This is a genomic window from Bacillus sp. FSL M8-0266, from assembly GCF_038613425.1.
Classification (GTDB): Bacteria; Bacillota; Bacilli; order Bacillales; family Bacillaceae; genus Bacillus; species Bacillus pumilus.
This window is the reverse complement of the sequence record NZ_CP152015.1, coordinates 2,184,725-2,206,586: the sequence shown is the minus strand read 5'-3', so window position 1 is coordinate 2,206,586 and position 21,862 is coordinate 2,184,725. Positions and strand designations below refer to the sequence as shown.

The 21,862-nt window shown below is 41.7% G+C and carries 27 protein-coding genes; 25 read left to right on the top strand and 2 right to left on the bottom strand.

Annotated elements, in window-relative coordinates:
- Nucleotides 1–54: 54 nt before the first annotated feature.
- Entirely contained in the window at nucleotides 55–1,317 is a 1,263-nt protein-coding gene (locus MKY83_RS11170; protein WP_106065537.1) for a tetratricopeptide repeat protein, read from the top strand.
- Nucleotides 1,318–1,343: 26 nt separating this feature from the next.
- Here the strand turns inward: MKY83_RS11170 and MKY83_RS11165 are convergent, their stop codons facing one another.
- Complete coding sequence (locus tag MKY83_RS11165; protein ID WP_342487365.1) at nucleotides 1,344–2,276, bottom strand: alpha/beta hydrolase; 933 nt, start codon at nucleotides 2,274–2,276, stop codon at nucleotides 1,344–1,346.
- Between the two features lie 125 nt (nucleotides 2,277–2,401).
- Here MKY83_RS11165 and MKY83_RS11160 point away from each other — a divergent pair, with 125 nt between their 5' ends.
- The gene (locus MKY83_RS11160) at nucleotides 2,402–2,623 is read left to right on the top strand and encodes a YqkE family protein (protein WP_065098341.1); all 222 of its coding nucleotides are present in this window, start codon (nucleotides 2,402–2,404) and stop codon (nucleotides 2,621–2,623) included.
- A 154-nt stretch (nucleotides 2,624–2,777) separates the two neighbouring features.
- On the opposite strand, the gene MKY83_RS11155 is transcribed toward MKY83_RS11160, so the two are convergent.
- Nucleotides 2,778–3,701 (bottom strand): aldo/keto reductase, encoded by a 924-nt coding sequence (locus tag MKY83_RS11155; protein WP_065098340.1) that lies wholly within the window; start codon nucleotides 3,699–3,701, stop codon nucleotides 2,778–2,780.
- A gap of 167 nt (nucleotides 3,702–3,868) precedes the next feature.
- Between MKY83_RS11155 and MKY83_RS11150 the strand changes: the two genes are divergently transcribed.
- The 23 genes from MKY83_RS11150 to lysA all read left to right on the top strand — a co-directional run bounded on the left by MKY83_RS11150 (nucleotide 3,869) and on the right by lysA (nucleotide 21,831).
- Nucleotides 3,869–4,426 (top strand): NUDIX hydrolase, encoded by a 558-nt coding sequence (locus tag MKY83_RS11150; RefSeq protein WP_044141058.1) that lies wholly within the window; start codon nucleotides 3,869–3,871, stop codon nucleotides 4,424–4,426.
- Complete coding sequence (locus MKY83_RS11145) at nucleotides 4,423–5,604, top strand: TIGR00375 family protein (RefSeq protein ID WP_113767387.1); 1,182 nt, start codon at nucleotides 4,423–4,425, stop codon at nucleotides 5,602–5,604. The genes MKY83_RS11150 and MKY83_RS11145 overlap by 4 nt, the downstream gene beginning before the upstream one ends.
- Complete coding sequence (locus MKY83_RS11140; RefSeq protein ID WP_113767386.1) at nucleotides 5,591–6,043, top strand: GNAT family N-acetyltransferase; 453 nt, start codon at nucleotides 5,591–5,593, stop codon at nucleotides 6,041–6,043. Before MKY83_RS11145 ends, MKY83_RS11140 begins: the two co-directional genes overlap by 14 nt.
- Nucleotides 6,044–6,111: 68 nt before the next feature.
- A complete protein-coding gene (locus tag MKY83_RS11135; protein WP_342487364.1) occupies nucleotides 6,112–6,333 on the top strand; it encodes a hypothetical protein in 222 nt (73 codons plus the stop codon).
- 109 nt (nucleotides 6,334–6,442) lie between these two features.
- Nucleotides 6,443–7,573 carry a S8 family peptidase gene (locus MKY83_RS11130; RefSeq protein WP_113767384.1) on the top strand — a complete coding sequence of 377 codons (1,131 nt, stop codon included), beginning with the start codon at nucleotides 6,443–6,445 and terminating at the stop codon, nucleotides 7,571–7,573.
- 116 nt (nucleotides 7,574–7,689) lie between these two features.
- Nucleotides 7,690–8,337, top strand: a complete 648-nt coding sequence (gene spoIIM / locus MKY83_RS11125; protein WP_113767383.1) for a stage II sporulation protein M — start codon at nucleotides 7,690–7,692, stop codon at nucleotides 8,335–8,337.
- A gap of 118 nt (nucleotides 8,338–8,455) precedes the next feature.
- Nucleotides 8,456–8,908, top strand: a complete 453-nt coding sequence (gene fur, locus MKY83_RS11120; protein WP_003215577.1) for a ferric iron uptake transcriptional regulator — start codon at nucleotides 8,456–8,458, stop codon at nucleotides 8,906–8,908.
- 117 nt (nucleotides 8,909–9,025) lie between these two features.
- Nucleotides 9,026–9,253 (top strand): YqzK family protein, encoded by a 228-nt coding sequence (locus MKY83_RS11115; protein WP_003215798.1) that lies wholly within the window; start codon nucleotides 9,026–9,028, stop codon nucleotides 9,251–9,253.
- Between the two features lie 6 nt (nucleotides 9,254–9,259).
- On the top strand, nucleotides 9,260–10,150 hold the full coding sequence (gene xerD, locus MKY83_RS11110) for a site-specific tyrosine recombinase XerD (RefSeq protein ID WP_044141062.1): 891 nt from the start codon (nucleotides 9,260–9,262) through the stop codon (nucleotides 10,148–10,150).
- A gap of 151 nt (nucleotides 10,151–10,301) precedes the next feature.
- Complete coding sequence (gene deoB, locus MKY83_RS11105; protein WP_065098336.1) at nucleotides 10,302–11,486, top strand: phosphopentomutase; 1,185 nt, start codon at nucleotides 10,302–10,304, stop codon at nucleotides 11,484–11,486.
- Between the two features lie 11 nt (nucleotides 11,487–11,497).
- Complete coding sequence (locus MKY83_RS11100; RefSeq protein ID WP_065098335.1) at nucleotides 11,498–12,310, top strand: purine-nucleoside phosphorylase; 813 nt, start codon at nucleotides 11,498–11,500, stop codon at nucleotides 12,308–12,310.
- Nucleotides 12,311–12,434: 124 nt separating this feature from the next.
- Entirely contained in the window at nucleotides 12,435–13,622 is a 1,188-nt protein-coding gene (locus MKY83_RS11095) for a D-alanyl-D-alanine carboxypeptidase family protein (protein ID WP_065098334.1), read from the top strand.
- Between the two features lie 162 nt (nucleotides 13,623–13,784).
- Nucleotides 13,785–14,138 (top strand): anti-sigma F factor antagonist, encoded by a 354-nt coding sequence (spoIIAA, locus tag MKY83_RS11090; RefSeq protein ID WP_065098333.1) that lies wholly within the window; start codon nucleotides 13,785–13,787, stop codon nucleotides 14,136–14,138.
- The gene (gene spoIIAB / locus MKY83_RS11085) at nucleotides 14,135–14,575 is read left to right on the top strand and encodes an anti-sigma F factor (protein ID WP_012010447.1); all 441 of its coding nucleotides are present in this window, start codon (nucleotides 14,135–14,137) and stop codon (nucleotides 14,573–14,575) included. The genes spoIIAA and spoIIAB overlap by 4 nt, the downstream gene beginning before the upstream one ends.
- 13 nt (nucleotides 14,576–14,588) lie before the next feature.
- Entirely contained in the window at nucleotides 14,589–15,356 is a 768-nt protein-coding gene (sigF, locus tag MKY83_RS11080) for an RNA polymerase sporulation sigma factor SigF (RefSeq protein ID WP_044141067.1), read from the top strand.
- A gap of 114 nt (nucleotides 15,357–15,470) precedes the next feature.
- On the top strand, nucleotides 15,471–16,091 hold the full coding sequence (locus MKY83_RS11075) for a stage V sporulation protein AA (RefSeq protein ID WP_034661143.1): 621 nt from the start codon (nucleotides 15,471–15,473) through the stop codon (nucleotides 16,089–16,091).
- Entirely contained in the window at nucleotides 16,081–16,497 is a 417-nt protein-coding gene (locus tag MKY83_RS11070) for a stage V sporulation protein AB (protein ID WP_044141069.1), read from the top strand. The genes MKY83_RS11075 and MKY83_RS11070 overlap by 11 nt, the downstream gene beginning before the upstream one ends.
- Nucleotides 16,498–16,516: 19 nt before the next feature.
- Nucleotides 16,517–16,969 carry a stage V sporulation protein AC gene (gene spoVAC / locus MKY83_RS11065; protein WP_065098331.1) on the top strand — a complete coding sequence of 151 codons (453 nt, stop codon included), beginning with the start codon at nucleotides 16,517–16,519 and terminating at the stop codon, nucleotides 16,967–16,969.
- A 12-nt stretch (nucleotides 16,970–16,981) separates the two neighbouring features.
- Entirely contained in the window at nucleotides 16,982–17,998 is a 1,017-nt protein-coding gene (gene spoVAD / locus MKY83_RS11060; RefSeq protein ID WP_106067111.1) for a stage V sporulation protein AD, read from the top strand.
- A complete protein-coding gene (gene spoVAE / locus MKY83_RS11055) occupies nucleotides 17,998–18,348 on the top strand; it encodes a stage V sporulation protein AE (RefSeq protein WP_007501045.1) in 351 nt (116 codons plus the stop codon). Before spoVAD ends, spoVAE begins: the two co-directional genes overlap by 1 nt.
- A gap of 6 nt (nucleotides 18,349–18,354) precedes the next feature.
- Nucleotides 18,355–18,963 carry a stage V sporulation protein AE gene (locus MKY83_RS11050; protein WP_003216039.1) on the top strand — a complete coding sequence of 203 codons (609 nt, stop codon included), beginning with the start codon at nucleotides 18,355–18,357 and terminating at the stop codon, nucleotides 18,961–18,963.
- Complete coding sequence (locus tag MKY83_RS11045; RefSeq protein ID WP_106067110.1) at nucleotides 18,908–20,389, top strand: spore germination protein; 1,482 nt, start codon at nucleotides 18,908–18,910, stop codon at nucleotides 20,387–20,389. The genes MKY83_RS11050 and MKY83_RS11045 overlap by 56 nt, the downstream gene beginning before the upstream one ends.
- A 116-nt stretch (nucleotides 20,390–20,505) precedes the next feature.
- On the top strand, nucleotides 20,506–21,831 hold the full coding sequence (gene lysA, locus MKY83_RS11040) for a diaminopimelate decarboxylase (RefSeq protein WP_342488675.1): 1,326 nt from the start codon (nucleotides 20,506–20,508) through the stop codon (nucleotides 21,829–21,831).
- Nucleotides 21,832–21,862: the final 31 nt, after the last annotated feature.

Sequence of the window (21,862 nt, the reverse complement as noted above, 5' to 3'; positions counted from 1 at the left end):
AATATGATAGAATACAACATGTATCGTATATGAGAAGGGAGGTGCTAAAGTGAATTGAAGCTCAAGCTGTCATCGCCTCAGGTTGGAATTAAAATAAACGAATGGTATAGGCAGATTTGCGGATTTCATGTCATGAAAGCAGAGAAGCTGAAGGCCGAGATCGAGCAGGAAATTCTGGAGATGGAGCAGGATCAAAACTTGTTGCTGTTTTACCAGCTGATGGATTTTCGCCATAAGGTGATGCTTGAATATTTTGAACCGGCAAAGAAAGCCTCAAATGATGAAGAAATTAAAAACCTGTTAGAAACGATCGAACATTCGCAAACGAAATTAACGGACATGCTTGAATACTATGTTCATTTTTTCACAGGAATGTTTGAGTTTGAACAGCAAAACTATTTAAGTGCCATTGCCTATTACCGTTCAGCAGAAAAAAAGCTCAATCTCATATCAGATGATATAGAAAGAGCAGAATTTTACTTTAAATTAGCTGAAATATACTACCACATGAAACAAACCCACTTTTCGATGCACTATGCCTTGCAAGCGTTAAATACGTACTCTGCCTACAGAACGTACACGCTGAGAATCATCCACTGTGAATTTGTCATCGGTGCAAACTATGATGATTTGAAATGCTATGAACATGCATTGCCCTACTTTAAAAATGCTCTAAATCGAGCACGCTCGATTGGAAACCCTCGAGTCATAGGTTCGGCCCTTTTCAACTTAGGTAACTGTTATTACCAAATGAACGATCTTGCGGAAGCAAGCCGTTATCTGAAAGACTCTCTTGAAGTGTTTGAAAAGGAGAATTTAACCCATCTTAATCGCTCTCTAGACCCACTATTTATGCTCACCCAAATCCTGTTTAAACAAAAACAAATAGAAGAGTCGTTAACCCTCTATCAAAAAGGTATTATGAAAGCCTGTGAATTAGAAGATGAAATTTACATCTGCAAATTTCAGTTCTTAAAAGCATTATACGTTGATGCAGAAATAACGATCATAGACGATACATTAGACCTGCTCGAGGACAAGCGCTTATACCCAGACATTGAGGAATTGGCACTTGATGCGGCTCATTATTACAATGAGCTTGGACTGTATGAAGCATCGACACGGTTTTACGAACGGAAGATTCAAGCCATATCAAAAATTCAAAATGGGGGTCATTTATATGAAAACGAGTTTGATAGTTCTTTTATTGGCAGCAACTGCAGGATTATCGGTCATGAGTCAGCAGCAATCGGAAGAGAGTCATATGGAACTGGCGGGCAGACATCATACAACAGTGGTGACTATCGCATAAGTTAGCTCAAAAAGAGGAGACGAACTGCTGTTCATTCTCCTCTTTTATCATCATTCGATTCAAATGGTTGAAGGAATGCTTGAATTTCTTGTTCGTAAGCTTCTTTATTTTCACTAAAAGACATCGCGTGTGCCCCGTGCGGCGCTATAAATAGCTGTTTATCACCTTTTTTTCGAGCATATAGCTGCTGACTCTGCTCGCATGGAATATAGTCATCATAAAGACTATGGATAAAAAGCACAGGTTCTCTCACCTGATCGATCACATCAAGCGGTGACACTTGCCGAATGCTGTATCCATCCCGCCATTTTAACACTCGATCACTTAGTGGAAGAATCCATTGCCCTGAAAGACGAAAATCTGTTTTTAATCGATAGAGAAGCTGATCCTCAAAAGAAGCAAAAGGACAGTCAGCTATGTAAAAATTGGCACTTGCTTCCGGCTTTGCGGCATATAACAAAGTCGTGACTGCCCCCATTGATTCTCCATGTATACCGATAATAGCATTTTCCCCGAGTCTTTGTCTAAGCCACTTCACGACCTGCGCTAAATCTTCTTTTTCGTAGTACCCATAACTCGTGGTTTTTCCGCCACTCATTCCATGTCGTCTATGATCATAAAGCATCACATTCCACCCAAGCTTTTGGAATAATTTCATATACTTAACGGAATTTATTAAACTGACTGTGACGCCATGACAAAGTACGATGGTGCGTGTTGTATGCGGATGTGAGTGCGGCACAAAATAGCCATGAAGCTCATAACCAAATGCTGAAGGAATACACACTTTCTCTTTGTTAAGCTGTTGAAACTCTTCATGATGATAATGCCCTTCATCTGCTTCTCGTTTGATGAGCTCTTCATCTGTTAATTTTCGAATATACATCATTTTATTGGTGAAAAAAATTCCGATTGCAACGAGCGGACATAATATGAAGGCAAGTATAGCGATCCATTTTCTCATCTAGCTGATTCTTCCTTTCCGAGGTTTTTCCTATGATGATCATACCACATGTTGGGAGATTGGCGTGACTCTTGCTCAGGAAATAAAACGGATGATACACTTAGAGGCAAAAGGAGAGAGGCACAATGAAAAAGAACAATGATCAAGCGAAATTAAAGGACGGCATAAACGAGGATCTCAAACAGCAGCTCCTTCAAATGAAGCAGAATCTGGCCGCCGAGACAGAAAAAAGAGAAGAACAAAAACGACAAGGCCTCCTTCGGCAGCAGAAAGAAAAAGAAAAAAACAAAAGCTTCTCGGAGTTACTAGATGAAAGTCATTTGGACTGGAGAAAATATAAAAGCTAAAAAAGGGAGCACTGATGCTTCTTTTTTTATGTCATCATTTGTTAAATATGAAAAAGAGTTCACTCATCATACATACGATAAAATAGAAAAATTGTAGAAAAACATGAGTTTCTCTACAATCATCAGAGGTCACATCAGGTGATCTCTTTTTATCTTATTTAAACCGGTGCGCCTCGTACACAGATGGTTTTGTATAGTAAGTCAATGCTTTTACTTCTTGGTCACTTAAAGAACGTGCATTGGCCGCTGCCGCATTTTCTTTTAACTGTTCCACCGAGCTTGCGCCAAAAACAACGGAACTAACCGCAGAATTCTTAAGCAAATATTGAATGGACAGCTCTGTGAGTGATAGGTCATAAGCGACTTTCTTTAAAGAAGGAATGACTTGCTGAAGCTCGTCAAATGAATATTGAAGATAGCCGTTTTTTTGAATCGAGGCACTTGCTTGCGAAAGTGGTTTTTCGGTTAAAAGCCCTTTTGCTAAAGGTCCTCTTGCCACGACACTAATGCCTTGTTCTTCAAGAAGAGAGAACCATTCCTCTGGACGGCGGTCGAGTAAACTATATTGCATCATGACACTGACGATGTTTGATTTTTTGGCGTATTCTTTAATGACGTTTGGACGGATAGAAGAGATGCCATAATAGCGAATAACGCCTTCTTCCACTAATTCTTCAAAAGCCTCAATCGTCTCATCGATAGGATCATTGATCGTGCCTCCGTGCAATTGGTATAAATCAATATAATCTGTTTGCAGCCGCTTGAGGCTTTGTTTTACGGCTTCTTTTATGTATGCCTTTGAAGGGTCCCAGTCCCAGCCAGATTTGCCTTTTTCAAAGCGGTTGCCGCCTTTTGTGGCCAAAATTAAATCTTGCCGCCTGTTTTTAATCGCTTCCCCGACAATTTCCTCATTTGTCCCAAAATCATATAAATCGGCTGTATCCAAATAGTTAATTCCAAGATCAATGGCTTCATCTAATAAAGAGAGCGCTTTTCCTTTTTCTGTTCCTAGGGACATACATCCTAGAGCCGCTTCGCTCACCAAAAGATCCGATGTACCAATTCGTCTTTTTTTCAATTCCATCACACTCCTATTCCTTCACATTAAGTGAAAAAAATCTGGAATTCAAGCTAGGTGACTTCAAATGGCGCATTGAAGCAAGCGTCCGCATTTCGCTTCTCTTAAATCATCTATGTTAAAATGAATGAAGTAAAAAGTGAAAGTAGAACGAGGAGCTGACAAAATTGAAGGATTTTGAAGAAAAAACATTATCGACTAAAGAATTATACAACGGAAAAATCATTGATTTGGTTCTTGAAGATGTACAATTGCCAAATGGAAAACAAGGCAAACGCGAAATCATCAAACATCCTGGTGCAGTAGCCGTCATTGCTCGGACAGACGAAAATAAAATCATCTTGGTCAAGCAATACCGTAAAGCACTAGAGAGAGCCATCGTTGAAATTCCGGCTGGTAAATTAGAGCCAGGGGAAGAGCCGGCACATACAGCACTGCGAGAATTAGAAGAAGAAACAGGATACACCACTCAGAAGCTTCAAAAGCTGACAGCCTTTTATACATCACCAGGTTTTGCAGATGAAATCGTCCACATGTATCTTGCAGATCAGCTAGTTCCGCTTGAAGAAAAAAGAGAGCTGGATGAAGATGAATTTGTTGAAGTGATGGAAGTTTCATTAGAAGAAGCCTTGCATCTCATTGAAAAGCAGCATATTTATGATGCAAAAACAGCCTATGCCATTCAGTACTTACAACTGCAAGAGGTACTTAAGTCAACAAAATGAGGGAGTTTTTTGCAGACATCCATATTCATATTGGCAGAACAAGAACAGGCAGAGCTGTTAAAATTACAGGTGCAAGGTCACTGACAATTGACCAAATTCTCATTGAAGCAACGCAAAGTAAAGGGATGGGGATGATTGGTGTGATTGATGCACAATCTCCAGAAGTCCTAGAAGAATTAATAGAAGGTGTAGAGGAAGGCAAGTACACTGAACTAAGTGATGGCGGTCTATCATTTGAACAGACCGTGCTGCTTTTAGGCAGTGAATTAGAAATTAACGATAACCATTCAAAAGGTCCGATTCACGTGCTTGCATTTATGCCTACACTGCGCAAAATGGCTGAGTTCTCCGCATGGCTCGCGCTACATATGAAAAATGTGCATTTGAGTTCACAGCGCCTCTATGTGGATGGGAAAACACTTCAGCATAAGGTCAAGGAGCTAGGAGGCTTATTTATTCCTGCTCATATTTTCACCCCGCATAAAAGCTTATTTGGCAAAGGAGTCAGCACGTCTTTAACGGAAGTGTTCGATCCGGACCTCATTGATGCTGTTGAACTAGGACTTAGCTGCGATACGTCAATGGCGTCCCAGTTAAGCGAACTGAACCGTTATCCCTTTTTAACGAATTCAGACGCTCATTCTTTAGGAAAAATCGCGCGAGAATATACAAAAATCCGCATGGACCATGCCTCTTTTGCCGAATTTAAACTAGCCCTTGAAGGGAAAGGGGGGAGAGCCATCACAGGAAATTATGGGCTCGCCCCGCGGCTTGGGAAGTACTATCATACAACCTGCGAGAAGTGCGGATTAAGACCTCGCGCGCTAGATCAAGAAAAGTGTCACGCATGCGGACATACCCGGATGACAAAAGGAGTGAGTGAGCGTTTAAAGGAGCTTGCTGACCAGGAAAGTGACAAAGGAACAAGACCTCCTTATGTTCATCAGCTTCCGCTTCAATTTATTCCGGGTGTTGGAGCCAAAACGCTGGAGAAGCTAAAAGCCGTGTTTCACACAGAGATGAATATCCTTCATCAAGCAACAGAACAAGAACTAAAAGCTGTCCTGCCAGAAAAAACAGCCAATTACATCATTAAAGCAAGAAAAGGTGAAGTCGAACTGATCGCTGGCGGGGGCGGAGTGTACGGTAAGGTGGATATCAATCATGAATCAAGTTAACTGGACATGTGAAACGTTTGAACAATTGACAAAAGAGGATCTTTACCTGATCTTAATGGAAAGAGTCAATGTGTTTGTTGTTGAACAAACATGCCCTTACCCTGAAATTGATCACCGGGATCAAGTAGCCTTTCATCTGATGGCAAAAGAGGACGGCACGATTGTGGCTTATTGCCGAATTTTTCAAAGCGGAATCATGTACGAAGAGGCGTCCATTGGCCGCGTTCTTGTGACGCAGGCAGGCCGAAAAAAAGGCTATGGAAAAATCCTGCTCAGCAAGGCTTTGGAAAAGCTGAATGACTTAGGTGAAAAAAGTGTCAAAATTCAGGCGCAGGCCTACCTGAAATCGTTTTACGAATCCTTTGGTTTTAAGGCCGTTTCAGATTGTTATGATGAAGATGGGATTCCTCATCTTGATATGGTGAAAACAGAAAGATAGGCGTGTAGACGTCTATCTTTTTTATGTCGCATCGTGTATCATGACGTCAACGAAAGGGGTTTTGCCAAATGGGAAAAAGCAATGCAAAGAAAAAACGAGAACATATTGAAAGGCAGCACAGCCGAAACCCGGAACTGTCGAGAGGAAACATGGCGCACTTTAGTACACATGAAAGAAAGACAAAAACAAAACAAGAAGCCTTGCAGTACATGATGAAAAAACATAAAAGAAGGAATGCTTATGATCACTATCAAGAGGATCATAAGCATTTTTATTTTTCTTTTTTGTGACAACTAGTTCAAATAAATGGAAAAATTTTAAAAAATAGGACAAACGGTCGTTTCTTTTTGTCTAAAAATGTAGTTAAATGACAAAAAGATGAAAGGGAGAGTGAGTATTGTGAACGTCAAGTCAATTGGAGCAGGGCTTTGTATGGCAAGTATGATGCTGGCATCGGTCACGTTCGGCGCCTCACATATTTCTGCAAAGGAACAAGCAAAAAAAGAGTACATGATCGGCTTTTCTTCTTCCGTTCAAGATCATACACAAAAACAGCTTGTTGAAGAAGCTGGTGGACATGTAAAAGAATCCATAGAGCAGATAGATATGATGAAAGTTTCCTTGAATGAGGCATCGAAAAAGAAACTAAATCAGGCAAAAGAAGTGACCTTCATTGAGGAGGACCAAAAGGCAAAAACAAGCGGTCAAACGATCCCATATGGCATCAAAAGCATCAAAGCACAAAAGGTACATAAACGGGGATACGCTGGACAAAATGTCAAAGTAGCCGTTCTTGACAGCGGCATTGATGGCAAACATGAAGATCTACATGTCACCGGCGGAGTCAGCTTTGTTCCAACAGAGTCTGATCCGCTTGTTGACCCGCATGAACACGGGACGCATGTGGCGGGCACAATTGCAGCGTTAGATAATAAGGTAGGTGTCGTTGGTGTTGCGCCAAAAGCTTCTATCTATGCGGTCAAGGTGGCAGATGAAAATGGTGATGGCTACTATAGCTGGATTATTAAAGGAATTGAATGGGCCATTGAGAATGACATGGATGTCATCAATATTAGTATGGGAGGAGCAAGTGAATCTGAAGCGCTGAAAGAAGCGGTAGATCGAGCATATGACAAAGGTATTCTCATTGTGGCTTCTGCTGGGAATGCAGGAAGTTATGGCTCTCTCAACACGGTTGACTATCCAGCCAAATACAGCTCAGTGATAGCGGTTGCTTCTGTTGACCAAAGAAAACAAAGAGCTTTTGATTCATCTGTAGGCGAAGAAGTGGAAGTTTCAGCACCAGGCGTTTCAACGCTCAGCACTATTCCCCATAATGAATATGGCTACAAGAGCGGAACATCCATGGCATCACCGCATGTAGCAGGAGCTGCGGCTGTCATTCTATCAAAACATCCGAATCTGACAAACGATGAAGTACGCGAGAGACTTTCAAAAACGGCTACACAGCTTGGAGATCCTTTTTACTATGGTGCTGGGCTTGTGAACGTACAAAAAGCGGCACGATAAATGAGAAGAGAGAGCAGTGTTTAGGCTGCTTTCTCTTTTTTCTTTCAATAAAACTGTCATGTTTCGTAATCTCTCTCATAGAATCTAGTAACCTTTACTATTTGGGAGGAAGACGCATGCGGAAAAAGTCTTGGAAGGAACATCTTCTTCAGCACGTAAAAGACCATCTATCGATTTATTTGTTTGTCTCTGTACTCTTTTTAATGGGTGTAATCTTTGGGGCCATCATCGTCAATAGTATGACAATTAGTCAGAAAGAGGATTTATTCTATTATTTAAATCAATTTTTTGGTCAGCTGACAAATGAGAAAGCAGCAGAATCAAAAGAAATGTTTTTGCAAAGCTTTTTGCATCATATGAAATATTTAGGTCTTATGTGGATACTAGGAATATCTATCATTGGCCTGCCGCTCATCTTTCTCATGATCTTTTTAAAAGGAATTGTCGTTGGGTTTACAGTTGGTTTTCTAGTAAATCAAATGGGGCTGAGTGGTTTCTTCCTTTCGTTCGTATCGGTTCTTCCGCAAAACATATTGCTTATTCCGGCCTATTTAGTGATTGGGACATGTGCGATTGCGTTTTCCATTCGTCTCATTGGGCAGCTGTTCATGAAAAAAAACATCAGTCAAGCACCTGTTCAGTGGTTCGCCCGTTATGCATCTGTTCTTCTGATGATTTTAGCGCTTGCTGCACTTTCGTCCTTTTTTGAATCGTATGTCTCCTTCATGCTCATGAAAAAGCTAGCAGGTGTTCTTTTCTCATAAATTTATAATTGTTATTAAATAATAATCAATTTATTTATTAATTTAAAATGATTATAGTTGGCTCCCAGCACATCATTTGATATAATGATCAAGTAATGTGGCGTAGGAGGGAAAGTCAATGGAAAATCGGATTGATCGAATTAAGAAACAGCTTCATTCTTCCAGCTATAAGCTCACGCCACAGCGTGAAGCAACAGTCAGAGTACTGCTTGAGAATGAAGAAGACCATTTAAGTGCAGAAGATGTATACCTCCTCGTAAAAGAGAAGTCTCCTGAAATTGGTCTTGCTACTGTTTATCGGACGTTAGAATTGCTAACTGAACTGAAAGTTGTTGATAAAATTAACTTTGGAGACGGCGTTTCGCGATATGATCTTCGCAAAGAAGGAGCCGCCCACTTCCATCACCATCTTGTCTGCATGGAATGCGGGACAGTCGATGAGATAGAAGATGATTTATTAGAAGACGTTGAAGAGATTATTGAACGTGACTGGAAATTTAAAATTAAGGATCATAGATTGACATTCCATGGCATTTGCCACCGGTGTCATGATGATGAATCCGGCAAATAATCCGAATTGGAACCTTTTCATTTAAGATGAAGAGGTTTTTTGCATTTTCGCTGTATATTCCTTGTCCCACCTGGCATATGCTGAAGTAATGAGAAGCTGAGAAAGGACATGAGAATCATGCGAAAATGGCTCAAAACAACAGGTGAAGTGATGAAGGTATTTATCTTGTTCACTGGTTTTACCGTGCTGTTCTATTATGCTATGATATGGATAAATTCAGAATATGAAAGCTACCATCGTTATGATAAACCAGAGGGTGCAGCAATTAAAGTGATGGAAATGGATCAGCCGAATCAAGACAACTGGCAAGACCGATTGATTTATTTTTATCAAAACGGGGAGTAGAAATCATTGAACGATCAATTATCCGACTTTATTCATTTTATGACAGTAGAGAGAGGACTCTCTGAAAATACCATTGTTTCTTATAAACGAGATTTACAGAACTACTTGTCTTTTTTAATGACACATGAGCAGCTGACAGATATAAAAGATGTCACTCGCCTGCATATCATTCATTATTTAAAACAGCTAAAAGAGGAAGGGAAATCGAGCAAAACGTCAGTACGGCATCTCTCCTCGATCCGTTCCTTCCACCAATTTCTGCTCCGGGAAAAAGTGACAACAGATGATCCGTCATGGAACATTGAAACGCAAAAAACAGAGCGGAAATTACCGAAAGTTCTCTCACTAGAGGAAGTCGAAAAGCTGCTTGATACACCAAATCAGCACACTCCATTTGACTACCGTGACAAAGCGATGCTCGAGCTCTTATATGCAACAGGCATTCGCGTCAGTGAAATGCTGGACCTGACCCTTGCTGATGTTCACCTCACAATGGGATTTATCCGTTGTTTCGGTAAAGGAAGAAAAGAGCGGATTGTGCCAATTGGTGAAGCTTGCGCAAGTGCGATTGAAGAATATCTCGAAAAGGGAAGAAGCAAGCTGCTAAAAAAACAGCCGGCAGATGCCTTATTTCTCAATCATCACGGGAAAAAAATGTCGCGGCAAGGATTCTGGAAGAATTTGAAAAAAAGAGCTCTTGAAGCAGGGATTCAAAAAGAACTCACCCCCCATACACTCAGGCATTCATTTGCAACACATCTGCTTGAAAACGGTGCAGACCTAAGAGCTGTGCAGGAGATGCTCGGACATGCCGATATCTCGACAACACAAATTTATACACATGTGACGAAAACAAGACTGAAAGATGTGTATCACAAATTCCATCCAAGGGCATAAGTAAAGCATGACACGGTGAACGTGTGTCATGCTTTTTCATGTTTGCACCGTTTATGGTTGTCAACCGGCTTGTAAACGGTTTATACTTGAGATGTCAGACCTCTCTTTTTGAAAGGTTAAAAGACAAGAATATTGAAGGAGGCGCTTTTTAATGCCTGATTATCAGTATAAACGCATTTTCCTCGTCGTAATGGATTCAGTAGGAATTGGGGAAGCACCTGATGCTGCTGAATTTAATGATGTAGGTGCAGATACACTAGGACATATTGCTGAAAAAATGAACGGGCTTCATATGCCGAATATGGCGAAGCTTGGGCTGAGTCATATTAAAGAAATCAAAGGAATTCCAGCGGATGAAAAACCGCTTGCGTATTATGGAAAAATGCAAGAGGCATCAAATGGTAAAGACACAATGACAGGACACTGGGAAATCATGGGTCTTTACATAGACACACCGTTCAGAGTTTTTCCAGACGGATTCCCAGATGAACTACTAAATGAACTAAAAGAAAAAACAGGCAGAGGCATTATTGGAAATAAACCTGCGTCTGGTACTGAAATTTTAGACGAGCTTGGCGAAGAGCACATGAAAACAGGTGATCTAATCGTTTATACATCTGCGGATTCTGTGTTGCAAATTGCTGCGCACGAAGAAGTGGTGCCATTAGATGAACTTTATCGTATTTGTGAAATTGCACGTGAGCTCACATTAGATGAAAAATATATGGTTGGCCGCGTTATCGCTCGTCCATTTGTCGGGGAGCCTCGGGCATTTGTCAGAACACCAAACCGTCATGACTATGCTTTAAAACCATTTGACCGTACAGTCATGAATGAGCTGAAAGATGATGGGCTCGATGTGATTGCGATCGGCAAAATCTCTGATATTTATGATGGAGAAGGAATCACCTCTTCCCTCAGAACAAAATCGAACATGGACGGAATGGACAAGCTGGTCGATACACTTAAAACAGACTTTACGGGACTCAGCTTTTTAAACCTTGTTGACTTTGACGCCCTTTACGGACATAGAAGAGATCCAGAGGGTTACGGAAAAGCACTAGAGGAATTTGACGCCCGTCTTCCTGAAGTATTTGACCTGTTAAAAGAGGATGATCTTCTTGTCATTACAGCAGATCATGGAAATGACCCGGTTCATCACGGAACAGATCATACAAGAGAATATGTTCCGCTCATTGCTTACAGCAAAAAGCATCAAGGAGCAAATGAACTGCCAACTTCAAAAACCTTTGCTGATCTTGGAGCAACGGTCGCAGACAATTTCAAGACAACGATGCCAAAATACGGCACAAGCTTTTTATCTAAACTCAAATAGGGGGAAATCTCGTGGGAGCACAGTTTTCAGAAGCGGCGGCATACATTAAACAAGCATCGACATACGTACCAACAGTTGGATTGATCTTAGGTTCAGGGCTTGGCATTTTAGCAGATGAGATTGAAAATCCAATCAAATTGAAATATGAAGATATTCCTGGATTTCCTGTTTCAACAGTAGAAGGTCATGCAGGACAGCTCGTCATCGGGACGCTGAAAGGCACTGTCGTATGTGCGATGCAAGGACGTTTTCACTTCTATGAAGGATATGATATGAAGCAAGTGACGTTTCCAGTCCGTGTGATGAAAGAAATTGGCATTGGGACATGCATTGTGACAAATGCAGCCGGCGGTGTGAATACTTCATTCCATCCAGGCGATCTCATGCTGATTACAGATCATATCAATATGATGGGGACCAATCCATTAATTGGACCAAATGACAGTCAAGGCGTTCGTTTTCCTGATATGTCTGCCCCATACGATAAAGATTTGCTGGCACTTGCAGAAGAAACAGCTCAGCGCTTAGGCATATCTGTACAGCAGGGTGTTTATGCAGGGATGACAGGTCCTTCATATGAAACACCGGCTGAAGTTCGTTTCCTCAGAACACTTGGCGCAGATGCTGTAGGCATGTCGACGGTCCCAGAGGTGATTGTTGCGCGTCATGCAGGAATCAAAGTGCTAGGTATTTCTTGTATTTCTAATGCGGCATCAGGTATTTTAGATCAGCCGCTGTCTCATGATGAAGTCATTGAAGTAACCGAAAAAGTGAAAGCGAGTTTCCTTGATTTAGTAAAAGACATTGTCAAACAACTCTCATAGCATGTTTTAAGAAGCCTTCTGTTTATCGACAGAAGGCTTTTTTTATGTTAATCATATGATCTCTGAATAAAACAGCCTCGATGAGGAAAAAATAGAAAGGATTACGATAATGGAGGTCTGCCACTTGAAACGTCATATATGTGCATTGTTTATTTTAATGATCATTATCTCAATGGTTTCACCATCAGCGATAGCAAAAGAAAAGATTGAAAAACCAGAAGAAAAACAAACATCAGAATTGGTGCACGAAGCCAAATCAGCCATCTTAATAGAACGTGACACGGGAAAAGTGCTTTACAACAAAAACAGCGATGAAAAGCTGGCACCCGCAAGTATGACCAAAATCATGACGATGCTTCTCATCATGGAAGCCATTGATCAAGGAAAACTGAAAATGACTGACAAGGTAAGAACAAGTGACTATGCAGCTTCAATGGGAGGGTCACAAATCTTCCTTGAACCTGGAGAAGAAATGACCGTGAAAGAAATGCTGAAAGGCATTGCGATTGCGTCTGGAAATGATGCTTCAGTTGCCATGGCAGAGCATATTGCCGGATCTGAAGAACAGTTTGTCGAGCAAATGAACAAAAAGGCAAAAGAACTCGGTCTCACCTCTACGGTCTTTCAAAACCCAACAGGACTTCCTGAAAAAGACCATTACAGTACAGCTCATGATATGGCAAAAATGGCAAAAGAGCTGTTGAAATATGAACAAATCACCAAATTCACAGGTGTTTACGAAGACTATCTCCGTCAAAACACGGATAAAAAATTCTGGCTTGTGAATACGAACCGATTGATTAAATTTTATCCAGGTGTCGATGGGTTGAAAACAGGTTTTACAGGAGAAGCCAAATACTGTTTGACTGCATCCGCTAAAAAAGGAAACATGCGCGTCATTGCAGTTGTTTTCGGCGCAAGTACACCGAAAGACAGAAACGCCCAAGTGGTCAAAATGTTAGACTATGCATTTAGTCAATACACCACACACCCGCTTTACAAACGAGGACAAGATGTAGCCGAAATCAAGGTAAGCAAAGGGACAAAGAAAAAAATTAAGCTTGTCACCTCTGAACCAATCTCCCTTTTAACGAAAAAAGGCGAAAATGTGGATCAGATAAAAAAAGAAATCAAACTGTCTCAGGATGTTACGGCCCCATTCTCAAAAGGAACGGAACTTGGAACCATTGTCTTGAAAAAAGACGGAAAAGTGCTGCATGAAAGCCCTGTTCAAGCCAAAGAAGGAATGGAAAAAGCGGGCGTTTGGACATTCTTCAAACGAGCGATGGCTGAATTTGTGAAATGGAAATAAAAAGGAGAAGGCTGCTGAAACAGGCAGTCTTTTTGCTATGAGAAAGAAGAAAAGAACATCTAAATGTGACGAATGGTCACTAGTTTTGTCATGGTGAAGGATTTACTTGATAAAAAAGAGAAACAATCTTTATCCGAAATTAGAGCAAGGAGGAATAAAAAGATGAGCCTTGATATTAATTTTCAAGTAAAAGAGAGCGTACTTTGCATTCGATTAACAGGAGAGCTCGATCATCACTCCGCAGAAACATTGAGACAAAAGGTGACGAATTATTTGGAAACAGAGGACATTCGCCACATTGTGCTCAATTTGGCTGATTTAACGTTTATGGACAGCTCAGGTCTCGGAGTGATTTTAGGAAGATATAAAGAAATTAAGCAGCTTGGCGGAGAAATGGTCGTCTGTGCTATTTCGCCAGCAGTGAACCGGTTATTTGATATGTCTGGCTTATTTAAAATCATCCGTATGGAGCCTTCAGAGCAAACAGCATTGCAAACATTGGGGGTGGCATCATGAGGAATGAAATGAACCTGACCTTCTCTGCATTAAGTCAAAATGAATCCTTTGCGAGGGTGACAGTCGCGGCGTTTATCGCCCAGCTTGATCCGACATTGGATGAATTAACAGAAATCAAAACCGTTGTGTCAGAGGCGGTGACAAACTCTATTATCCATGGCTATGATGGGAATCCAGATGGCAAGGTGCATATCGAAGTCACACTTGATGATCATGTTGTGTACCTCACCATCCGTGACGAAGGGATGGGCATTACAGATCTTGAGGAAGCAAGACAGCCGCTTTTCACGACAAAACCAGACTTAGAACGCTCTGGAATGGGCTTTACCATTATGGAGAATTTTATGGATGATGTCATGATAGACTCATCTCCAGAAATGGGCACAACCATCCGTTTAACAAAGCATCTATCAAAAAGCAAAGCGCTTTGTAATTAAAGGAGCTGCTCATATGGATGTGGAGGTAAAAAAGCAAGCAAAAAAAGCCCAGCTGTCAAATGATGAAGTCAAAGAGCTCATCAAAAAAAGCCAAGACGGTGATCAGCAAGCAAGAGACCTCCTCGTAGAAAAAAACATGCGTCTTGTTTGGTCCGTTGTTCAGCGCTTTTTAAATAGAGGATATGAACCAGATGATTTGTTTCAAATTGGCTGTATTGGACTGCTAAAATCTGTTGATAAATTTGATTTGTCATATGATGTGAAGTTTTCAACCTATGCTGTCCCAATGATCATTGGTGAAATCCAGCGATTCATTCGAGATGATGGAACAGTCAAAGTCAGCCGGTCACTAAAGGAACTTGGTAATAAAATCCGGCGGGCAAGAGATGAATTGTCTAAGTCTCACGGAAGAATGCCGACCGTCCTGGAAATAGCCGAATATCTAGATATCACACCAGAGGATGTCGTCCTCGCCCAAGAAGCGGTCCGAACGCCGTCGTCGATTCATGAAACGGTGTATGAAAATGACGGGGACCCGATTACATTACTTGATCAAATTGCCGATCATTCAGAAGAAAGATGGTTTGATAAAATCGCGCTGAAAGAAGCGATCAAGGAATTAGAAGAACGAGAAAAACTCATTGTGTACTTAAGATATTATAAAGACCAAACACAATCTGAGGTAGCGGAGAGACTCGGCATTTCACAAGTACAAGTCTCGCGGCTCGAAAAGAAAATTTTAAAACAAATCCAAATGCAAATGGATCAAAAAGAGAGCTAGCCAATTCGGCTGGCTTTTTTCGTGTGGTAATTACCGGTAAATCAAGTTCTCTCGGTATGAGAACCATTTTTCACCACATACTATTTTTAACCCATCGTATAGGAAGTGACTTGGATGGACGGACAAATCTTTCTTCGGCTGCGCCATCGCATTAAGACCGGTAATGATCAGCTCATTTATTTAGAAGATATCGCCCAAATCACTGGTGATGAGTTTGCTGTGCAAAAGCTTAGCAAGATGCCGATATATCATGTCAGTAAAAAGGATCGTCACATCGCCGTTCTTGATATCATGCATGTGGTCAAAACGATCAAAAAAACATGGCCAGACATCGACATTCAAACCGTCGGAGGCGCTGAAGCCATTGTTGAAATTGATACAGGCAAACGCCAGCTTTCTCCCGTTTTATTTGTGTTCGTGTGGCTCCTATTATTTGTCGGAGCGGCGCTTGCCATTATGAATTTCCACGAGGATGTCAGTATGCGGCTCGTTCATATCCGCCTATATGAAATGATCACAGGAAAAACGGTTGAGCATCCTTATTTATTGCAAATTCCATACAGCTTTGGATTAGGCTTTGGCATGATTTTATTTTTCAATCATGTATTTAAAAAGCGTTTAAATGAAGAACCAAGTCCGCTCGAAGTGGAGATGTTTAAATATCAGCTCGATCTCGATCATTATGTCGCCCTTAAAGAAAATAAAGAGACAATGAAAGATATCCATGATCGGTAAGTGGCTTTTTGTCGCGTTAGTTGGACTTGGCGGCGGTTTAACGGTAGGAGCAGGATTTGTAGCATTTCTCACAGTGCTTGGCATCATCCCTCGTTTAATGCAATTAACGAAAACGCAGCGCTTCATACAAGGATACGAGGCAGCTGTCATCACCGGGGCGGTCGTTGGCGGCTGGGCAACCTTGAGCGAGGTGCATTTGCATTTATCCAAATGGCTGGCGCTCCCGATCGGTCTTTTGGCTGGCATTTTCGTCGGCATGCTTGCGGCTGCGCTGACTGAAGTATTAAATGTACTTCCTATATTAACGAAAAGAATTGGAATGGACGGGAAAATTGTTTTGCTTCTCATGGCCATTGTCTTAGGCAAAGTATTTGGTTCACTATTCCATTGGCTGATTTATATTTAAAAATTTGGAGGGAACAACCGTGTCGAGTTTAAAAGAGAACTATCCATCTAAGGTGAAAACGTATCAGCCCAAACCTCCTTATGTCCTCAACTGCATCAAGGCTTTTCTTGTTGGTGGATTGATCTGTGCCATAGGCGAGGGGCTGCAAAATTTCTATATTCACTTTTTTGATTTTAATGAAAAAACAGCAGGGAACCCAACAGTGGCGACCCTCATTTTAATTTCTTCTATATTAACTGGTATCGGTATTTATGATAGAATCGGCCAGTTTGCCGGAGCGGGATCGGCTGTTCCGGTGACAGGATTTGCAAACAGTATGACAAGTGCTGCCCTTGAGCATAGAAGTGAAGGGCTTGTTTTAGGGGTTGCCACCAATATGTTTAAGCTTGCTGGGAACGTCATTGTATTTGGTGTCGTTTCGGCATATGTCGTAGGGATCATTCGATACGTCTTGGAAAAGATGTTTTCGTAGGAGGAATGAAACGTGAAACTAACAGGTAAACAATCTTGGGTTTTTGAGCACAAGCTTTACGTCAATGCAGAGGGAACAGCTGCAGGGCCGAAAGAAAAAGAAGGACCGATTGGTCATTTAATTGATAAAACGTATGACGAAATCCATTGTGATCAAAAGAACTGGGAAATGGCTGAAAGAAAACTTATGGAAGATGCGATATCCAGTGCTTTATCAAAAGGAAATTTGCAAAAAAGCGATATTGATCTATTGCTGGCAGGAGATTTACTTAATCAAAACGTCACAGCAAACTATGTGGCAAGAGAACTGAAAATCCCGTTTCTTTGCTTGTTTGGGGCATGCTCAACCTCAATGGAATCGGTCGCCATTGCGTCAGCACTCATTGATGGCGGTTTTGCCAATAGAGCCATTGCAGCGACAAGTAGTCATAATGCAACGGCAGAACGCCAATTTCGTAATCCAACAGAATACGGGGGACAAAAACCAGATACAGCCACAAGTACCGTCACTGGGAGCGGGGCCGTTATTATTAGCCAAGAGCCCTCTCCAATTCAAATTACAAGCGCTACAGTAGGCAGGGTGATGGATCTTGGAATTACAGATCCATTTGACATGGGATCGGCCATGGCGCCGGCAGCGGCAGATACCATCAAGCAGCATTTAGAAGACCTCGGAAGAACGGTGGACGATTACGATCTGATTTTAACAGGGGATTTATCTGGTATTGGTTCACCAATTTTAAAGGATCTTCTGAAGGAAGAAGGCATTCAGCTTGGGAGGAAGCATGATGATTGCGGTTTAATCATCTATACACCCGATCAAAATGTATTCGCTGGTGGGAGCGGCTGTGCTTGTTCAGCTGTTGTGACATTTAGTCACATTTTTCAAGAAATGAAAGCAGGAAATCTGCAAAGAGTACTCGTTGTGGCAACCGGAGCGCTTCTAAGTCCAATGATGGTCCAGCAAAAAGAGACCATTCCAACCATTGCGCACGGTGTCGTATTTGAGCGTGCAGGAGGAGAGAGCTAATGGATTATCTTATCGCTTTTGTTGCAGGCGGACTTATTTGCGTCATTGGCCAGCTTTTACTAGACGTACTCAAACTTACGCCTGCACATGTCATGACCACCTTTGTTGTGGCGGGTACCATCTTAGACGGATTCGGTATTTATGATAAATTTATTGAATTTGCAGGTGCGGGCGCAACCGTACCAATCGTCAGCTTTGGTCATAGCTTGCTTCATGGGGCGATGCATCAGGCAGATGTACACGGGTTCATCGGAATCGGGATCGGTATTTTTGAATTAACTTCTGCTGGAATTTCAGCTGCGATTTTATTCTCATTTATTATCGCTCTTATCTTTAAACCGAAAGGATAACCTAATATGGGGCAAAGACGGAAAGTCATTTTAGTGACAGACGGAGATATATATGCTGCCAAAACCATTGAGCTTGCTGCTAAAAATGTCGGTGGGCGATGTATTTCCAGCTCAAAAGGAAATCCAAGCAAACGAACAGGACCTGAACTTGTGCAGATGATTTTAAAAACGCCGAATGATCCAGTGTTTGTCATGTTTGATGATTCTGGTCTGACAGGTGAAGGAACAGGGGAGATAGCGATGAAGCATGTGGCGCGTCATCCTGAAATTGAAGTCATTGGGGCGATCGCCGTTGCATCCAAAACACATCAAGCTGAATGGACAAAGGTTCATGTTTCCATTGACCGGGAGGGTGAACTGACAGAATACGGTGTCGACAAGCATGGTCTTCCTGAGATGGAGCCTCATAAAATGAGTGGAGATACCGTGTATTGTCTTGATTCGCTCGATCTTCCGTTTGTTGTTGGAATTGGAGATATTGGCAAAATGGGACGGAAAGATGATCTGAGCAAAGGGTCTCCGATCACAATGAAAGCAGTTGAATTAATTTTAGAAAGGAGTGGTTTCCATGAAGAAAGACAAGGTAAACGTGTACCGAGATCCGAAGAAAAATGAAGATTACTTTAAAGAAAATGTCGGAATGGGTCTCAGCTTTGACCTTGGCGTGCGGAAAATTTATATACACGATCAGGAAATCCAACTTTACTATGTAAATGGACTGTGTGACACACAGTATGTCATCTACTTATTAAAAGAGCTAGTTGAAATCAATGACAACGAACCTGAATCAGATGACATGGCTCGTGTGATTGAGAACCGTCTTGTCAATCAGCAAGTCTCAAAGGTTGAAACACTTGATGAAGCGGTAGACCAAGTGCTGTCGGGCCTTGTGGCAGTTGTAGTTGAAGGTGAAAACTACGCATTTATCATTGATGTCAGAAGCTATCCTGGCAGAATGCCAGAGGAGCCGGATACAGAAAAGGTTGTCCGGGGCGCAAGAGACGGTTTTGTTGAAAACATTATTGTCAATACAGCACTCATACGAAGACGGGTGCGAGATGAAAAACTGAGATACAAAATGCTCAAAGTAGGCGAACGTTCGAAAGCGGATGTATGTGTTTGCTACATTGAAGATATTGCGGACCCAGATCTTGTCGATATCATAGAGAAAGAAGTGTCAGGAATCAAAGTCGACGGGCTGACGATGTCTGATAAAACAATTGAAGAATTCATTATTAAACAAGGATACAATCCCTTTCCCCTTGTACGTTACACTGAGCGTCCAGATGTCGCCGCTAACCATATACTAGAAGGGCATGTCATCATCATTACGGATACATCTCCTAGTGTCATCATTACGCCAACCACCATTTTTCACCACGTTCAACATGCAGAAGAATACCGCCAAGCACCCGCAGTTGGTACGTTCCTAAGATGGGTACGCTTTTTAGGCATTTTATGTTCAACGTTTCTTTTACCAATTTGGTTTCTGTTTATCCTTGAACCAAGTCTTCTGCCAGATCATTTAAGCTATATTGGCTTTAACAAACCGTCCCATATTCCAGTGATTTTACAAGTATTTCTAGCTGATTTTGGGGTGGAATTTTTAAGGATGGCTGCAATTCATACGCCAACCGCATTGTCGACCGCCATGGGGCTGATTGCGGCTGTTTTAATTGGGCAAATTGCCATTGATGTCGGTTTATTTACACCAGAGGTTATTTTATACGTCTCACTAGCGGCAATTGGTACATTTACAACCCCAAGCTATGAGCTGAGTGTCGCCAATAAGATTGTACGACTCATCATATTAGCGCTCGTGGCGATCTTTAAGCTGAATGGACTCATCATTGGTTTTACGTTGTTACTCATCTACTTAACATCCATTCGTTCATTACAGACGCCTTATATGTGGCCATTTATTCCTTTTAATGGGAAGGCTTTGTGGCAAGTGCTGATTCGGACGTCTGTTCCTGGCTCAAAAGTAAGGCCAAGCATTGTTCACCCTCAAAACAGATCAAAAATTCCGCCAAATTCTTAACGCTCATTGAAAGTGGCTGAAGATTGTGATATTGTATTTTTAACTTTGAGAAACGGCAAAAAGGCAGCTCACGCAGCTGTCTTTTTTCAGCCGAGGCGGAGAAAGAGGGAATGACATTGTATTTACACGGCACTTGCAGACAAAATGAACTCGGTCATTTAGAAATTGGTGGTGTTGATGCCGTTTCTTTAGCTGAAACGTATGGGACACCACTTTATGTATATGATGTGGCTTTAATACGGGAGCGTGCAAAAAGCTTTCAAAAAGCATTTATAGAAGAAGAGGTAAAAGCGCAGGTAGCATATGCGAGTAAAGCATTTTCCTCCATCGCGATGTTTCAGCTTGCCAAGGAAGAAGGATTATCTCTTGATGTCGTATCAGGCGGGGAGCTTCACACAGCCATTTGCGCTGGGTTTCCGGTAGAAAAAATTCATTTCCATGGCAACAATAAAAGTAGAGATGAATTAAAAATGGCGTTAGAGCACGAGATCGGCTGTATCGTTGTAGATAATTTTTACGAAATGAAGCTCATTGAAGAGCTTGGTCAAGAGCTGTCAAAACAGGTGAAAGTGCTGCTGCGTATCACACCAGGTGTCGAAGCGCATACGCATGATTACATTACAACAGGCCAAGAGGATTCCAAATTTGGCTTTGACCTTCACAATGGACAAGCAGATGAAGCGGTGAAACAAGTACTTGGATCAGAAGTGATCGAGCTGTTAGGCGTTCATTGCCATATTGGTTCACAAATATTTGATACAGCTGGTTTTGTCCTTGCAGCAGACAAGATCTTTTTGAAGCTGGATGAATGGAGAGAATCATTTGGTTTTATTTCGACCGTGTTAAACTTAGGCGGCGGCTTTGGCATCCGTTATACAGAAGAAGATGAACCACTTCCTGCGATAGAATACGTCGAGAAAATTATCCAAGCTGTAAAAGAGAACGTGACACGCTATGCGTTTGATATGCCGGAGATTTGGATTGAGCCAGGCCGCTCTCTTGTTGGTGACGCAGGGACAACGCTTTATACGATCGGTTCATCAAAACACGTACCTGGCATTCGCGATTATGTTGCGGTAGATGGGGGAATGAGTGACAACATTCGTCCAGCTTTATATCAAGCGAAATATGAAGCGGCAAGTGCCAACAAAATGAGCCAATCGCACAATCAAACAGTTTCTATTGCAGGGAAATGCTGTGAAAGCGGAGATATGCTTATTTGGGATATCGATCTGCCAGAGTTATCACAAGGAGATTTATTAGCTGTTTTTTGTACCGGAGCTTACGGCTACAGTATGTCAAATAACTATAACCGCATCCCGCGCCCGGCTGTTGTATTTGTAGAAGACGGGGAAGCGCAGCTTGTGGTTGAACGTGAAACATATGCGGATATTGTCAAACTTGATTTACCGTATCAATCAAAAGTGAAATCATCTACGTAAAAAAAGCTGCCTGTACATCAGGCGGCTTTTT

Coding starts and splice junctions, on each gene's coding strand:
- MKY83_RS11165 (WP_342487365.1), bottom strand. CDS start 2,276: ATGAGAAAATGGATCGCTATACTTGCCTTCATATTATGTCCGCTCGTT.
- MKY83_RS11160 (WP_065098341.1), top strand. CDS start 2,402: ATGAAAAAGAACAATGATCAAGCGAAATTAAAGGACGGCATAAACGAG.
- MKY83_RS11145 (WP_113767387.1), top strand. CDS start 4,423: ATGAGGGAGTTTTTTGCAGACATCCATATTCATATTGGCAGAACAAGA.
- MKY83_RS11140 (WP_113767386.1), top strand. CDS start 5,591: ATGAATCAAGTTAACTGGACATGTGAAACGTTTGAACAATTGACAAAA.
- MKY83_RS11135 (WP_342487364.1), top strand. CDS start 6,112: ATGGGAAAAAGCAATGCAAAGAAAAAACGAGAACATATTGAAAGGCAG.
- spoIIM (WP_113767383.1), top strand. CDS start 7,690: ATGCGGAAAAAGTCTTGGAAGGAACATCTTCTTCAGCACGTAAAAGAC.
- fur (WP_003215577.1), top strand. CDS start 8,456: ATGGAAAATCGGATTGATCGAATTAAGAAACAGCTTCATTCTTCCAGC.
- MKY83_RS11115 (WP_003215798.1), top strand. CDS start 9,026: ATGCGAAAATGGCTCAAAACAACAGGTGAAGTGATGAAGGTATTTATC.
- deoB (WP_065098336.1), top strand. CDS start 10,302: ATGCCTGATTATCAGTATAAACGCATTTTCCTCGTCGTAATGGATTCA.
- spoIIAA (WP_065098333.1), top strand. CDS start 13,785: ATGAGCCTTGATATTAATTTTCAAGTAAAAGAGAGCGTACTTTGCATT.
- spoIIAB (WP_012010447.1), top strand. CDS start 14,135: ATGAGGAATGAAATGAACCTGACCTTCTCTGCATTAAGTCAAAATGAA.
- sigF (WP_044141067.1), top strand. CDS start 14,589: ATGGATGTGGAGGTAAAAAAGCAAGCAAAAAAAGCCCAGCTGTCAAAT.
- MKY83_RS11075 (WP_034661143.1), top strand. CDS start 15,471: ATGGACGGACAAATCTTTCTTCGGCTGCGCCATCGCATTAAGACCGGT.
- MKY83_RS11070 (WP_044141069.1), top strand. CDS start 16,081: ATGATCGGTAAGTGGCTTTTTGTCGCGTTAGTTGGACTTGGCGGCGGT.
- spoVAE (WP_007501045.1), top strand. CDS start 17,998: ATGGATTATCTTATCGCTTTTGTTGCAGGCGGACTTATTTGCGTCATT.
- MKY83_RS11050 (WP_003216039.1), top strand. CDS start 18,355: ATGGGGCAAAGACGGAAAGTCATTTTAGTGACAGACGGAGATATATAT.